This window comes from Bacillus cereus group sp. RP43 (genome assembly GCF_040459645.1).
Classification (GTDB): domain Bacteria; phylum Bacillota; class Bacilli; order Bacillales; family Bacillaceae_G; genus Bacillus_A; species Bacillus_A mycoides_C.
This window is the reverse complement of sequence record NZ_JARVHQ010000001.1, coordinates 4,605,775-4,619,641: the sequence shown is the minus strand read 5'-3', so window position 1 is coordinate 4,619,641 and position 13,867 is coordinate 4,605,775. Positions and strand designations below refer to the sequence as shown.

Genomic DNA, 13,867 nt, shown 5'->3' with positions numbered 1-13,867 from the left:
GGAAGGATATTGATACGAGGATGTTTCGATCGCTTAAATAATGGAGAGACTGTAGCAAAAATTGTAAGTCCTTTTCGTTCACTATATGTTCAAAATGTATGAAGAAATAATATGAAATATTGCATTTTATATTATTTCATCTGGATAATATGTTAAATTCGTGAATGGAATATTTACATAGGGGGAAATGATATGAACAAGAAATCAAAGATCAATAAAGTCATGCTTAGTATTAGCACAATGGCTCTATCGTTAGGCGCAATTCAAACTCATGTGTCAGCGGAAGAAAAAGTGCCATATAATGTATTGCATTCGAAACCAGTTGGAATTGAAAAACCGGTAGATGAGATTGGACACAATTCTAAGGTTGATGAAACATTATCTTTTCAAGAACGTTTAAAAGTAGGGGACTTTTCACAGCGACCAGCATCTATTATGAAGAGTTCAGAAGTAAAGCAAGTTAAAGAAAGCTATTCGATGGCTGATTTAAACAAAATGAATGATCAAGAATTAGTTGAAACGTTAGGCAGTATTAAGTGGCACCAAATTACAGACTTATTCCAGTTTAATGAAGATGCAAAAGCCTTTTATAAAGATAACGGAAAAATGCAAGTAATTATAGACGAATTAGCTCATAGAGGTAGTACATTTACGAAAGATGATTCAAAAGGAATTCAAACTTTTACTGAAGTGTTACGTTCAGCTTTTTATCTTGCGTTTTATAATAATGAATTAAGCGCTTTAAATGAAAGAAGCTTCCAGGACAAATGTTTACCTGCTTTAAAAGCAATCGCAAAAAATCCAAACTTTAAGCTTGGAACAAATGAACAAGATACAGTAGTATCTGCATACGGTAAATTAATTAGTAATGCATCAAGTGATGTTGAAACGGTGCAATACGCATCGAATATTTTAAAACAATATAATGATAATTTTAATGCATATGTAGACGATCGTATGAAAGGACAAGCTGTGTACGATATGATGCAAGGCATTGATTATGATATACAGTCTTACTTAAATGAGGCTCGTAAAGAAGCGAATGAAACGATGTGGTATGGAAAAGTAGATGGGTTTATTAATGAAATAAATCGTATTGCTCTTCTAAATGAAGTAACACCAGAAAATAAATGGCTCGTTAATAATGGAATTTATTTTGCTAGCCGTTTAGGGAAGTTTCATAGCAATCCAAATAAAGGATTAGAGGTTGTTACACAGGCAATGCATATGTACCCGCGTTTAAGTGAGCCGTATTTTGTTGCAGTAGAACAAATTACAACAAACTATAATGGGAAAGATTATAGCGGGAATACGGTAGATTTAGAGAAGATACGTAAAGAAGGAAAAGAGCAATACTTACCAAAAACGTATACATTCGACGATGGATCTATTGTATTTAAAACTGGGGATAAAGTGTCAGAAGAAAAAATTAAGAGATTATATTGGGCTGCGAAGGAAGTAAAAGCGCAATATCACCGCGTAATCGGAAATGACAAAGCTTTAGAACAAGGTAATGCAGACGACGTATTAACGATAGTAATCTATAATACTCCAGATGAATATCAGTTAAATAGACAATTGTATGGATATGAAACAAACAACGGTGGAATTTACATTGAAGAGACAGGTACATTCTTTACATATGAGCGTACGCCAGAGCAAAGTATTTATAGTTTAGAAGAGTTATTCCGTCATGAGTTCACGCATTATCTTCAAGGGAGATATGAAGTTCCCGGTTTATTTGGAAGAGGAGATATGTATCAAAATGAAAGATTAACTTGGTTCCAAGAAGGGAATGCAGAATTTTTCGCAGGATCTACTCGCACAAATAATGTAGTACCGAGAAAGAGCATCATTAGCGGATTATCATCTGATCCTGCAAGCCGTTATACAGCAGAGCGTACACTATTTGCTAAATATGGTTCTTGGGATTTCTATAACTACTCGTTCGCATTGCAGTCTTACTTATATACGCATCAGTTTGAAACATTTGATAAAATTCAAGATTTAATTCGTGCGAATGACGTGAAAAATTATGATGTATATCGTGAAAATCTAAGTAAAGATTCTAAGCTAAATAAAGAGTATCAAGAGTATATGCAGCAGCTAATTGATAATCAAGATAAGTATAATGTACCGGAAGTGGCAGATGATTATTTAGCTGAACATGCACCAAAACCGTTAACAGAAGTGAAGAAAGAAATTAGTGAGACGTTGTCTATGAAAGATGCAAAAATGACAAAACATGAGTCTCAATTCTTTAATACATTTACATTAGAAGGCACGTTTACAGGTAGTGTAACAAAAGGTGAATCAGAAGACTGGAACGCAATGGGTAAAAGAGTAAATGAGGCTTTAGAACAATTGGCGCAAAAAGAATGGAGCGGCTACAAAACGGTTACAGCATATTTCGTCAATTACCGTGTGAATAGTTCCAATCAATTTGAATATGATGTAGTCTTCCATGGTATCGCAAAAGATGACGGAGAAAATAAAGCTCCGACAGTTCATATAAATGGTCCTTATAATGGGCTTGTAAAAGAAGGAATTCAATTCAAAAGTGATGGATCAAACGACGAAGATGGAAAAATCGTTTCTTATTCATGGGAGTTTGGAGACGGAGGAACAAGTACAGAAGTTAATCCAGTACATGCATATGAAAAAGAAGGAACTTATAAAGTAGCATTAAGAGTAAAAGATGATAAAGGAAAAGAGAGTAGAAGTGAAACAACTGTTACAATTAAAGAGGGAAGTTTAACAGAATCAGAACCAAATAATCGTCCAGAAGAAGCAAATGGTATCGGGCTAAACACTACTATAAAAGGTAGCCTTATCGGCGGGGATCACACCGATGTATATACATTTAATATGGCATCAGCGAAAGATATCGACATTTCTGTTTTAAATGAGCATGGAATTGGGATGACGTGGGTGCTTCACCATGAATCAGATATGCAAAATTACGCAGCTTACGGTCAAGCTAATGGAAATCGTATAGAAGCAAAATTTAATGCAAAACCAGGTAAGTATTACTTGTATGTATATAAATATGATAATGGTGATGGAGCGTACGTATTATCAGTAAAATAAGTGCTTTTCCAATGTATGTTTAACTTTACTTTTTGTGGAAAATAGTATATTATATAGATATACAATATATCGGTTATTTACTAGGAGGAGCCTGTCACAATAGGTTTCTCCTGTTCTTTTTTAGGGGCCTGTCTTACAGGTTTTTCTTTAAAAGGTAAATAACTGAAAATTAAGAACAATAATCTTTGAAAGAGGTGATTCATACAAATAAAAAGAGGATTGTTTAAGAAAGGGGGATAAGAAATGGTCTTGTTTGGTTATCCACTTGAAACAATTTATTTATATGGATTTATAATTGCAACTATACTTACTGTTATTTATATCTTTTTTGGAGATATTTTTGAATCAATATTTAGTTTTGGAGGCGGATCTGTATCCGTTGTAACTTTGCTACTTAGTTTTTTCGCCATGTTATGTGGACTTAGTTATATAGGAGAATATTTATATTCTTATAATAGTCTCGTTATTTTCGGGGCCTCATTTGCTATATCTTTTATCGGTGTTTTCATAATGAAAATACTAATTTTAAAACCAATTGCAGAAGCGGAACAAAATACTGTGCAACGTATGGATGAATTCATTGGTTGCAAGGGGGAAGTCATTACGACAATTCCTACAGAAGGATTTGGTGAAGTATTAATCTCATCCCAATTTGGAAGTAATGCAATACCAGCGAAAACAATTGGAAAAAAAGATATTTCACAAGGAACCGAGGTCATTATTGAGGGAGTTCAAGATGGTGTTTTGCTTGTACAAAACATCGCTTATTCTTTAAAGAAACCAAAATTATAAGGGGGAATTTACATGACGATTCCATTAATTATCGGTGGAGTTTTACTCGCAATTTTACTTCTACTCATTTTAGTATTCATTACGAAGTATCGTACAGTTGGTCCAGATGAAGCGTTAATTGTAACAGGGAACTGGCTTGGCGGTGGAAAGAATGTCGTTACCACTGATGATGGAAAGAAGATTAAGATTATCCGCGGGGGCGGTACATTCGTAGTTCCAATTATGCAAAGAGCAGAGCCTTTAAGCCTATTAAACTACAAATTAGAAGTTGGTACACGTGATACGTATACGAAACAGGGTGTACCGATTACAGTAAACGGTGTTTCTATTATTAAAGTGGGATCAACAATTGAAGAAGTTTCTACAGCAGCTGAACAATATTTAGGAAAAGAAACAGAAGAGTTAAAAATAGAAGCAAAAGAAGTTTTAGAAGGGCATCTACGTGCTATTTTATCTTCTATGACAGTAGAAGATGCGTATAGTAATAGAGAGCAATTTGCTCAAAAGGTACATGAAGTAGCTTCTACAGATTTAAAGAAGATGGGACTTCGCATCGTTTCCTTTACAATTAAAGAAATAATGGATAAAAACGGATACTTAGATGCGCTTGGTCAGCCGCAAATTGCAATGGTTAAACGTGATGCAACAGTTGCGAATGCAGAGCGTGAAAAAGAAGCACGTATTGAAAAAGCTCGTGCAGAGAAAGAAGCGAAAGAAGCAGAGTACCAGCGTGATGCACAAATCGCTGAAGCTGAAAAACATAAAGAATTAAAAGTACAATCTTATAAGAGAGAGCAAGAACAAGCTCGCGCCGATGCGGATCTTTCTTACGAATTACAACAAGCGAAAGCGCAACAAGGTGTTACAGAAGAGCAAATGCGCGTTAAAATCATTGAGCGTGAAAAGCAAATTGAGTTAGAAGAAAAAGAGATTGCGCGTCGTGAAAAGCAGTATGACGCAGAAGTAAAGAAAAAAGCAGATGCAGATCGCTATGCTGTTGAGCAATCAGCTGAAGCTGAAAAAGTAAAACAAATTAAAAAGGCAGATGCGGATCAATATAAGATTGAAGCTGAAGCAAGAGCACGTGCAGAAGAAGTACGTGTAGAAGGTTTAGCAAAAGCAGAAATTGAAAAAGCGCAAGGTCAAGCGAAAGCGGAAGTACAAAAAGCGCAAGGTACAGCGGAAGCAGATGTTATTAGGTTAAAAGGTTTAGCAGAAGCAGAAGCGAAACAAAAAATTGCAGAGGCGTTTGAATTATATGGTCAAGCGGCAATTATGGATATGGTTCTTAAAATGCTTCCAAGTTACGCGAAAGAAATTGCAAGTCCACTTAGCAATATTGATAAAATTACAGTTGTTGATACAGGCGGCGGTGGTAAGAATAGCGGTGCTGGAAAAGTAGCAGGGTATGCGACTGATTTAATGGCAACAATGCAGGAGACATTAAAAGCCTCCTCTGGTATTGATTTAAAAGAGTTATTAGAAGGGTTTGCAGGTAAAGGTGCAGTACAGCAGTTATCGAATGATAAACCTGTCGTATCTGTAGTAGAAGATAAGAAAAAAGAAGTAGAAAAAGATAAAGAATAATAAGGTAGGCAGGGCCTCTAGCATGTGCTAGAGGTTCTTCTGTGAATTATAATATTTCGAATAATATACATTTTTATACATTGTTTTAATTATTTAATTTTTATAGAATGAATTATGTATGCAATAATCCTTTAAATTTAGAAATATGGGTAAAGAGAAATAGAGAGTCTCGTCAATCTATTTACATCTTATAATTTTTATAAATAGATTAACTGTAATTTATTGCATGTAAAACGGTATGGAGGGGTAGGAATATGTTTCAAAGGAAATTAAGGAGTAGTAGTTTAAAAACAAAGTTACTTGTGTCGTTTATTATCATTTTAATTCTTCCAAGTATTGTAATTGGTTGGACGTCTTATCAGCAGGCGAAAACAAATTTTAATGAAACGATTGTAAACTCGGCGAAAGATAATATAAAAATTTTGGATAATGTAATTAATAAGGAATTGGATAGTAAAAAAGTAGATGCAACTTATTTTACGAAATTATTTACACAATCAAGTTACCAAGCGGATCAAATACAAAATATCCAAAATAAACTAGAAGAATACAATAAGTTACATCCAGAAATGGAAGCCATCTATACTGGGTCTAGCAATGGACAATTTATTCAATCACCGGCAATTCAAATGCCGGAAGGATATAATCCTACAGAAAGAGATTGGTATAAAGAGGCAGTGAAAAAAAGCGGAGAAGTGATTGTAACTGCTCCATATAAGTCAAAAACGACAGGGAATACGGTTATCACATTGGCAAAACAAAATGAGGATAAAAGTGGCGTTCTTGGGATTGACTTAATTATCAATAATATTGTAACTACTTCCAAGATGGTTAATATCGGTAAGGAAGGATATGTAGCGATATTTGATCAAGATAAAAATGTAGTCGCACACCCGACGCTAAAGCCGGGTGAGAAGTTAGAAGAGAAACTTAATAAGGAATTTTATAAACAGGAAGCTGGTGATTTTCATTATTCATTAGATGGTGAAGATCGTAACATTACTTTTAAAACGAATAAGAAAACTGGATGGAAAATAGCGGGAATAATGCCTTCAAAAGAAATTATTCAAGCGGCTGAACCTATTTTCTATAAAACGATAACTGTTATTGGGATTTCATTAATGATTGGTGGAGTTTTAATTTACTTCATAATTGCTTCTATTATTAAACCGTTAAAACAACTTGTTATATCATCTAGGAAAATTAGTGAAGGTGATTTAACAGAATCTATTACAGTCCATTCTAAAGATGAAATCGGGCAGTTAGGAGAAAGTTTTAATGAGATGGCATCATCATTACATAATGTCATTTCCAATATAAATATTTCAGCAAGTCATGTAGCAGCATCTTCAGAAGAATTAACAGCTAGCATGAAGCAGACAAGTGAAGCGACAGAACAAATTACACAAGCTATAGAGCAAGTGTCGAGTGGGGCTGAAATACAAACGAGAGAAGTTGAAGAAGGAGCGACATTATTAGAAGAAGTTACAGAAGGAGTTCAGCGTGTTGCTGATAGTTCTTCATTAGTATCAACAGCTTCTATGTATACGAAGAAAAAAGCTGAAGATGGTGGGAAGTTAGTTGAAGAAACTGTGAATCAAATGCAATTAATTCATGAGTCAGTTTCAAATTCAGATAAAGTCATTGCTTTGTTAGATGATAAGTCGAAACAAATCGGAGCAATCCTGGAAGTGATTCAACATATTGCAGAGCAGACAAATTTATTAGCATTAAATGCTGCAATTGAGGCTGCAAGAGCTGGGGAGCAAGGAAGAGGATTTGCAATCGTAGCGGATGAAGTGCGAAAATTAGCTGAACAATCAGGACAATCTTCTACGGAAATTGGAAAACTAGTGAAAGAGATTCAATTTGATATAAGAGAAACGGTAAGCTCTATGAACCAAGTCGGGACAGAAGTGCAATCAGGTCTTGTAGTTGCAAATGAAACGAAGCAAAGCTTTGCTGAAATATTGAAATCTACAAATGATACAGTTGTGCAAATTGATAGTATGGTAGAAGTAGCGAAACAAATGACGGTAGATGCAAAACAAGTAAGTGCATCTATTAATGAAATTGCAGCTACGATTGAAGAAAATGCAGCAAGTGTTCAAAATATTGCTGGCTCTTCTGAAGAACAATTAGCTTCAGTAGATGAAATCAATGGAGCAGCAGTTCATTTATCGCAAATGGCAGAAGAATTGCAAGAGATGATTGGCAAGTTTAAAGTGTAATAAAAAATGTTAAGAAACGAGGTAGTAATTTTACTTCGTTTCTTTTTTTATGGAGATAAAAATAAAGAAATGTGTAGTAACCGTGTTATGATTAAGTGTAATAATTAAAAAACTGTATTTTCTTTAAATTCAATCTTTATCCATGTTAGGGGAATGGTTTTGAAATTTAAAAAATTAAAACTACAACCGAGAATTACATTAACTATTAGTACACTTATTCTTGCTGTGCTTCTGTTAACGAGTTATTTATTTTACTACATATTATCTGAAACGGTAGAAGACCAAATCGGAAAAAGAGCGTTGCATGTTGCGAAAACAGTTGCTGCTATACCGGAAATCCAGGAAGCTTTTCAAAAAGAAAATCCAGCTTCTATTATTCAGCCAATTGCAGAAAAAATTCGAATCGAAACAGATGCTGACTTTATTGTAGTTGGAAATAAAGATGGTATTCGTTATGCACATCCTAAGCGAGATAAAATAGGAGAAGCTATGGTGGGCGGAGATAACAAAGGGGTTCTATTAGAAGGGAAATCTTACGTTTCGAAAGCAACGGGATCATTAGGGCCTTCATTACGTGGAAAAGTCCCAATTCGTAATCAGGATAATGAAATTATTGGTGTAGTATCTGTTGGTTTTTCCATGGATGATATTCATGGAGCGATAGAAGTGTATGGAAAGCGTGTGTTTTGGATTACAATAACAGGTCTGTTAATTGGTATAATTGGCTCTGTATATTTAGCTAAAAGTATTAAGCGGATGATGTTTGGAATGGAGCCAGAAGAAATTTCATCTTTATACGAGGAGCATAGTACAGTTATTCAATCTGTACGTGAAGGAATTGTAGTAATCGATAAAAATGGCATGGTTAGTTTAGTAAATCAAGCGGCATACGATATCCTTTCTTTAGATAAACAACAAAATATAATAGGGAAATTTATTTTAGATGTTATTCCTAATTCATCGATACTGGATGTACTTCAAACTGGAGAAGAACAATTTGATCGCCAATTAAATATAAAGGGGCAGGATGTTATTGCCAATCGCCTACCTATTAAAGTTAATAATAAAGTAACTGGTGTAGTATCCAGCTTGCGCTTGAAATCTGAGATGGATCAATTAACAGCGGAATTATCTCAAACACGGCAATATACAGAGGCATTACGGGCGCAAACGCACGAATATAACAATTTATTGTATACGCTTTCAGGTCTTATTCAATTAGAGTCTTATGAAGATGCTTTAGAGCTTATTCATAAGGAAACGGCAGTATATCAAGAGTTTGTTCAATTTATTATGAAACGAATTCAAAATCCATGGTTAGGTGGGATTTTAATTGGATTTTATAATAGGGCGCGAGAGTTGAAGATTGATTTTATGTTAGATCGGGAAAGTAGTTTAGAAGAGTTAAGTCCGCATATTGAGAGTAATTACGTTGTTTCTATTTTAGGGAATTTGATTACGAATGCATTTGAAGCAATTGAAAGAAATCACGAGCATAATAAGAAAGTAAGAATGTTTGTAACAGACATTGGCGAAGAAATATTAATTGAAGTGGAAGATTCAGGACAAGGTGTTCATGATGAAATAATTACAAGCATATTCTATAAAGGCTTTTCGACGAAGGCGGGCGAAAAACGTGGATATGGATTAGCGAAAGTGAAAGAGTTAGTAGAAGATTTAAATGGAAGCATTGCAATTGAAAAAGGGGATTTAGGTGGTGCGTTGTTCATTATTGCATTACCGAAAGAGAGAGGCGAGTTGTAATGGGTGAGGAGATTGAAGTATTAATTGTAGAAGATGATATTCGGATTGCGGACATTCATCGGCGTTTTACTGAAAAAATTGAAGGGTTTAAAGTAATTGGAACAGCAACGACTGGGGAACAGGCGAAAGAATGGCTAGAGTTTGTAAAGCCACAACTCGTTTTATTAGATGTATATTTACCTGACATGCAAGGGACAGAACTCGTCACATATATTAGGCATAATTTGCATGATACAGATATTATTATGATTACAGCCGCATCAGAGACGGATGTAGTGCGGCATGCTTTACGAGGCGGGGTAACAGATTATATCGTAAAGCCACTTACATTTGATCGGTTTAAAACAAGTTTAGAAAGTTATCAAAAGAAGATTACGAAGTTAAAGAAAAATGCTCAATTATCTTCAGAACAGATTGAACATCTATGGTCCCAAAGAGGGGTGCAGGCAAATCCAATAGAATATGCGCCAAAAGGAATCGATCCTTTAACGTTAGCAAAAATAAAAAAGCATATGTTAACTGTTAATGAAGAGGGAATTACTGCAGAGATGCTAAGTTCAATGGTAGGTGTAAGCCGATCAACTGCGAGGCGCTATTTAGAGTATTTGATCTCTGGAAAGAAAGTGCATGCGGAGCTTATATATGGAAGTGTGGGGAGGCCAGAAAGAAGGTATTTCCGCGTTTCTTCATAGGGGACTTTCACAACAATAAAAACAGTAGAGGATTACATTTCCTCTACTGTTTTTCCTAGTTTCATCTTATATTGGAATAATTCCAATTACAATTCCAGTAATCAACATAACCATTGTCGTTCCAACAGCCCAAAGTAAAGTAAATCGTTGGTGTTCACCAAAATCAACCTTGGCCATTCCGACTAATAAATAAGTGGAAGCAACGAGGGGACTCAGTAAGTGAACAGGTTGACCGAGTAACGAAGCACGTCCCATTTCTGCGGCACTAATTCCGTAAGCGGCAGCGGCTTTCGTTAAAATAGGTAATACGCCGAAGTAAAAAGCATCATTAGACATGAAAAATGTGAACGGCATACTTAGTAAAGCTGTAATAATTGGAAGCTGTGGGCCAAGTGCATCTGGTATAAGAGTAACAACACTTTGAGCCATCGCATCTACCATTTTTGTTCCAGATAGAATACCTGTGAAAATTCCAGCAGCAAAGACGAGAGAAACAACCGCTAATACGTTTCCAGCGTGAGACGCAATACGCTCTTTTTGTTGTTCTAAGTTAGGATAGTTAATCATAACAGCAATAGCAAAAGCGACTGTAAATAAAACAGGTAACGGCATAATCTCTAGTATGAGACAAACGAGGAGGGAAGCAGTTAATAAAAAGTTAATCCATAGCAGTTTCGGGCGTTTATGTATTTCAGCTTCAACTGTCGCAGCTTGCTCATCCATTGTTTGCATTTGTTTTAAATACTGTACATCCATAATTCCTAAACGTTTTCTTTCTTTTTTTCCAAGATAGTAGGCAACGAAAACTACCCAAATTGCACCAGCGATCATTCCTGGTATAAGTGGTGTGAAGAGTTCTGAGGCATCAAGTCCAAGAGCACTCATAACCCGGGCAGTTGGTCCACCCCAAGGTGTAAGATTTGTCACACCTGCTCCTAACATAACAACCCCAGCTAATATAAGTGGATTCATCCCAAGACGTTTATATAGTGGATACATTGCGGAAACTGTAATCATATATGTTGTTGTTCCGTCCCCATCTAATGAAACGATAATAGTAAGGATAGCCGTACCAACAACAATTTTTAAAGGATCGCCTTTTACAAATTTCAAAATTTTACTAATAACAGGGTCAAATAAACCACTATCAATCATAATTCCAAAATATAAAATGGCGAACATAAGCATAATACCAGTAGGTGCTAACTTTTTAATACCGTCTAACATCATAGGACCCATGTCTGCATAAAATCCACCAATTAATGCAAAAGTAATTGGAATTAATATTAATGCTACTAAGGCTGACATACGTTTAGTCATAATCAAAAACATAAAGACAAATACCATTGCAAATCCAAGTAATGCTACCATGTAATTTCCCCCTCAGAAAATGATTGCGCTTTCAAAATAAAATAAAAATTCAGATAAAAGGTTTTTTATTTATAATAAAAGGTTCAATTCGAATGGTAAATAATTAAGAAAATAACATCATTAGAAGCATAATCTTTATTTTGATCATTTTGTTCACGAGGTAATTTTGAATTTTTAAAAAGATAAATACCTGTATACAAGAATGGTAGAATAAGGTGAAAAAGAGAAGCGCGTGAAGTAGGGAGTAGATTTTGAATGGAAACAAGAATAGAAGAGATTTATAGTTCATGTACAGGAATAGTAGAAGAGATTTGTATTAATGAATCCTCTTACGTATATGAATGGGAGAAATTAATGATGATCCGAAAAAATGACGGTGAGATTGAAAAAATCGCAGTAGGGATCAGTGGAAATATAAGATTAGTAAATGTAGAAGTTGGACAGAACATTGATGCGGACACATTATTAGTTAAGTTAGAAGATGATTTATTAATTACTGGTTGTGAATGATGAGAGATGTGTAGAAGTAACTGCACATCTCTTTTTGTTCCATATATTACAAAAAGAACATTGTTTTTTCACAAATCTCACACAAACTTTTGATATTCTTTTCGTGGAGTAAACGGTTTTTAGGGAGGAATATTGATGAGGATAAAATATGTCGTACTTGTTATATGTTTATGTTTCATATTTACGATAGTAGGATGTGGAAAAAAGGAACTAAAAGCTGTTGCGATTGATGAGAAACATGATAAGTGTGATATTTGCCAAATTGGGGTAATGGATAATCAATTTGCAACAGAAATCATTTTAGAAAACGGAAAAGCGTTAAAGTTTGATGATATTGGTTGTATGTATAAATGGATGGAGATTAATTCAGGTGAAAAGACGAAAGAAAAATTTGTCCGAGATTATGATTCGAAAGATTGGGTTTCGTTAGAAGATGCCACTTACGTATATGATAAAACAATAACGACACCAATGGCTTATAATGTCATTTCATTTGAAAATAAAAAAGATGCAGAGAGCTTTGTATCTAACTATAAGGGGAAGGTTCTTTCGTATAAAGAGCTAGCAGAGCATAAATGGGAAATGAATAAAGAGATGATGGGGAAACCAACAAAAGGGAATAACGGTGGGCATTCCCATTAAAGTGAAGAAGTATTTATAATGTAGGACAGCCATGTATGGTTGTCCTTTTCTATTATTACTCAGGTGCAAATATAGAAAAGGTGTAAAATTTTCAGAAGAACGGTTACAATGGAATATAGTAACCTAAAGCAATCATTTATGTACTTTTTAGAAATGTATACAAATGCGGTAAAAACGTGCTAAACTAATTGCTTCGTAATGTTAATGATGAGGCCATCAGGCGTATCATTCCAATAGGTTGAGAAACATAGTATAAGTTTAAGATAATCCGATTAAAGAAGGAATATAAAGGGCTTATGGATAAATGTACTCAAGAAGAGTTATTGTATGTCATGGAGGAATGGTTAAGAAAACATTATCTTTCATAGGAGCTGTAGTTGTGAGAAAACAAAAAATTTTATTATGTATGTTATTAGGACTTTTAATGACGGTAGTGGCTTGCGATAAGCAAGAAGAACCAGAATCGAAACCGGTTCATGTGAAAAGTGAAAAGAAAAAAGAAAAGCATAAAGAACAAGATGAAGTTAAAGAAGAAAAAAGTATAAATTTAATGGACAAACAGTTGCTACTTTCTGCGACGCTTGGAGACACAGAAACAGCTATGAAGCTAATCCAAGATGGAGCGAATATCAATGTAGAAGGTGACAACGGAGAAACGCCTGTCCTTGCAGCGACGTATCAAAATCATGTAGAGACAGTTAAAGCATTAATTGGTGCAGGTGCTAATATTGAAATTAAAGATGAGAAACAAAGCAATCCACTTCTTTATGCAAGTAGAGAAGGATATACGGATATTGTAAAAGTATTAATTAATGCAGGAGTTAATACGAAAGAAACGACTAAGTCAGGTGGAACAGCACTTATTTCTGCATCTGAGCGTGGCCATGTAGAGGTTGTTAAAGAATTATTAGAGCATACAAATATTGATGTGAATTATAAGAATGAACGTGGTGGAACAGCTTTATTAGAAGCAATTGTATTAGGAAATGGTAGTGAAAGTCATAAGAAAGTAATTCAAATGCTTATTGACCACGGGGCAGATGTAAATATGGCCAATAAGGAAAATATTACGCCGCTGCAATATGCTGAAAAAAGAGGCTTTAAAGATATTGCAAATATGTTGAGGATAGCTGGAGCGAATGAAGTAGTGCAGCCACAACAACCAATGGAGTAAAAAGAAGAAGAAAT

Annotated in this window: 10 protein-coding genes and 1 pseudogene; 10 read left to right on the top strand and 1 reads right to left on the bottom strand. The window is 34.8% G+C overall.

Annotated elements, in window-relative coordinates; genetic code table 11:
• Positions 1-192 precede the first annotated feature (192 nt).
• From colA to QCI75_RS23980, 7 genes and pseudogenes are all read left to right on the top strand, one after another.
• Positions 193-3,090 carry a collagenase ColA gene (gene colA / locus QCI75_RS24005; RefSeq protein WP_353761313.1) on the top strand — a complete coding sequence of 966 codons (2,898 nt, stop codon included), beginning with the start codon at positions 193-195 and terminating at the stop codon, positions 3,088-3,090.
• A gap of 243 nt (positions 3,091-3,333) precedes the next feature.
• Entirely contained in the window at positions 3,334-3,882 is a 549-nt protein-coding gene (locus tag QCI75_RS24000; RefSeq protein ID WP_144505907.1) for an NfeD family protein, read from the top strand.
• 12 nt (positions 3,883-3,894) lie between these two features.
• The gene (locus tag QCI75_RS23995; protein ID WP_144505906.1) at positions 3,895-5,469 is read left to right on the top strand and encodes a flotillin lipid rafts scaffold protein FloT; all 1,575 of its coding nucleotides are present in this window, start codon (positions 3,895-3,897) and stop codon (positions 5,467-5,469) included.
• A gap of 254 nt (positions 5,470-5,723) precedes the next feature.
• Positions 5,724-6,758, top strand: a pseudogene (locus tag QCI75_RS30600) (HAMP domain-containing protein); the annotation flags it as partial.
• Positions 6,753-7,700 (top strand): methyl-accepting chemotaxis protein, encoded by a 948-nt coding sequence (locus tag QCI75_RS30595; protein WP_425290569.1) that lies wholly within the window; start codon positions 6,753-6,755, stop codon positions 7,698-7,700. The pseudogene QCI75_RS30600 and the gene QCI75_RS30595, both read left to right, overlap by 6 nt.
• A gap of 153 nt (positions 7,701-7,853) precedes the next feature.
• Entirely contained in the window at positions 7,854-9,464 is a 1,611-nt protein-coding gene (locus tag QCI75_RS23985) for an ATP-binding protein (RefSeq protein WP_144505904.1), read from the top strand.
• The gene (locus QCI75_RS23980; protein WP_144505903.1) at positions 9,464-10,156 is read left to right on the top strand and encodes a response regulator; all 693 of its coding nucleotides are present in this window, start codon (positions 9,464-9,466) and stop codon (positions 10,154-10,156) included. The genes QCI75_RS23985 and QCI75_RS23980 overlap by 1 nt, the downstream gene beginning before the upstream one ends.
• Positions 10,157-10,222: 66 nt before the next feature.
• Here QCI75_RS23980 and QCI75_RS23975 read toward each other — a convergent pair whose 3' ends face one another.
• The gene (locus QCI75_RS23975; RefSeq protein ID WP_353761312.1) at positions 10,223-11,527 is read right to left on the bottom strand and encodes a CitMHS family transporter; all 1,305 of its coding nucleotides are present in this window, start codon (positions 11,525-11,527) and stop codon (positions 10,223-10,225) included.
• A 255-nt stretch (positions 11,528-11,782) separates the two neighbouring features.
• Here QCI75_RS23975 and QCI75_RS23970 point away from each other — a divergent pair, with 255 nt between their 5' ends.
• The 3 genes from QCI75_RS23970 to QCI75_RS23960 all read left to right on the top strand — a co-directional run bounded on the left by QCI75_RS23970 (position 11,783) and on the right by QCI75_RS23960 (position 13,853).
• Positions 11,783-12,037 (top strand): hypothetical protein, encoded by a 255-nt coding sequence (locus tag QCI75_RS23970; protein WP_002169200.1) that lies wholly within the window; start codon positions 11,783-11,785, stop codon positions 12,035-12,037.
• A gap of 135 nt (positions 12,038-12,172) precedes the next feature.
• Positions 12,173-12,679: a nitrous oxide reductase accessory protein NosL gene (locus tag QCI75_RS23965; RefSeq protein WP_353761311.1), complete on the top strand. Its 507-nt coding sequence runs from the start codon at positions 12,173-12,175 to the stop codon at positions 12,677-12,679.
• Between the two features lie 304 nt (positions 12,680-12,983).
• Positions 12,984-13,853, top strand: coding sequence for an ankyrin repeat domain-containing protein (locus tag QCI75_RS23960; RefSeq protein ID WP_353761310.1), 870 nt, complete (start codon positions 12,984-12,986; stop codon positions 13,851-13,853).
• Positions 13,854-13,867 lie beyond the last annotated feature (14 nt).

Excerpts from the sequence above, each read along its gene's own strand:
- colA (WP_353761313.1), top strand. The coding sequence starts at position 193 with ATGAACAAGAAATCAAAGATCAATAAAGTCATGCTTAGTATTAGCACA.
- QCI75_RS24000 (WP_144505907.1), top strand. The coding sequence starts at position 3,334 with ATGGTCTTGTTTGGTTATCCACTTGAAACAATTTATTTATATGGATTT.
- QCI75_RS23995 (WP_144505906.1), top strand. The coding sequence starts at position 3,895 with ATGACGATTCCATTAATTATCGGTGGAGTTTTACTCGCAATTTTACTT.
- QCI75_RS30595 (WP_425290569.1), top strand. The coding sequence starts at position 6,753 with ATGGCATCATCATTACATAATGTCATTTCCAATATAAATATTTCAGCA.
- QCI75_RS23985 (WP_144505904.1), top strand. The coding sequence starts at position 7,854 with ATGGTTTTGAAATTTAAAAAATTAAAACTACAACCGAGAATTACATTA.
- QCI75_RS23980 (WP_144505903.1), top strand. The coding sequence starts at position 9,464 with ATGGGTGAGGAGATTGAAGTATTAATTGTAGAAGATGATATTCGGATT.
- QCI75_RS23975 (WP_353761312.1), bottom strand. The coding sequence starts at position 11,527 with ATGGTAGCATTACTTGGATTTGCAATGGTATTTGTCTTTATGTTTTTG.
- QCI75_RS23970 (WP_002169200.1), top strand. The coding sequence starts at position 11,783 with ATGGAAACAAGAATAGAAGAGATTTATAGTTCATGTACAGGAATAGTA.
- QCI75_RS23965 (WP_353761311.1), top strand. The coding sequence starts at position 12,173 with ATGAGGATAAAATATGTCGTACTTGTTATATGTTTATGTTTCATATTT.
- QCI75_RS23960 (WP_353761310.1), top strand. The coding sequence starts at position 12,984 with ATGTACTCAAGAAGAGTTATTGTATGTCATGGAGGAATGGTTAAGAAA.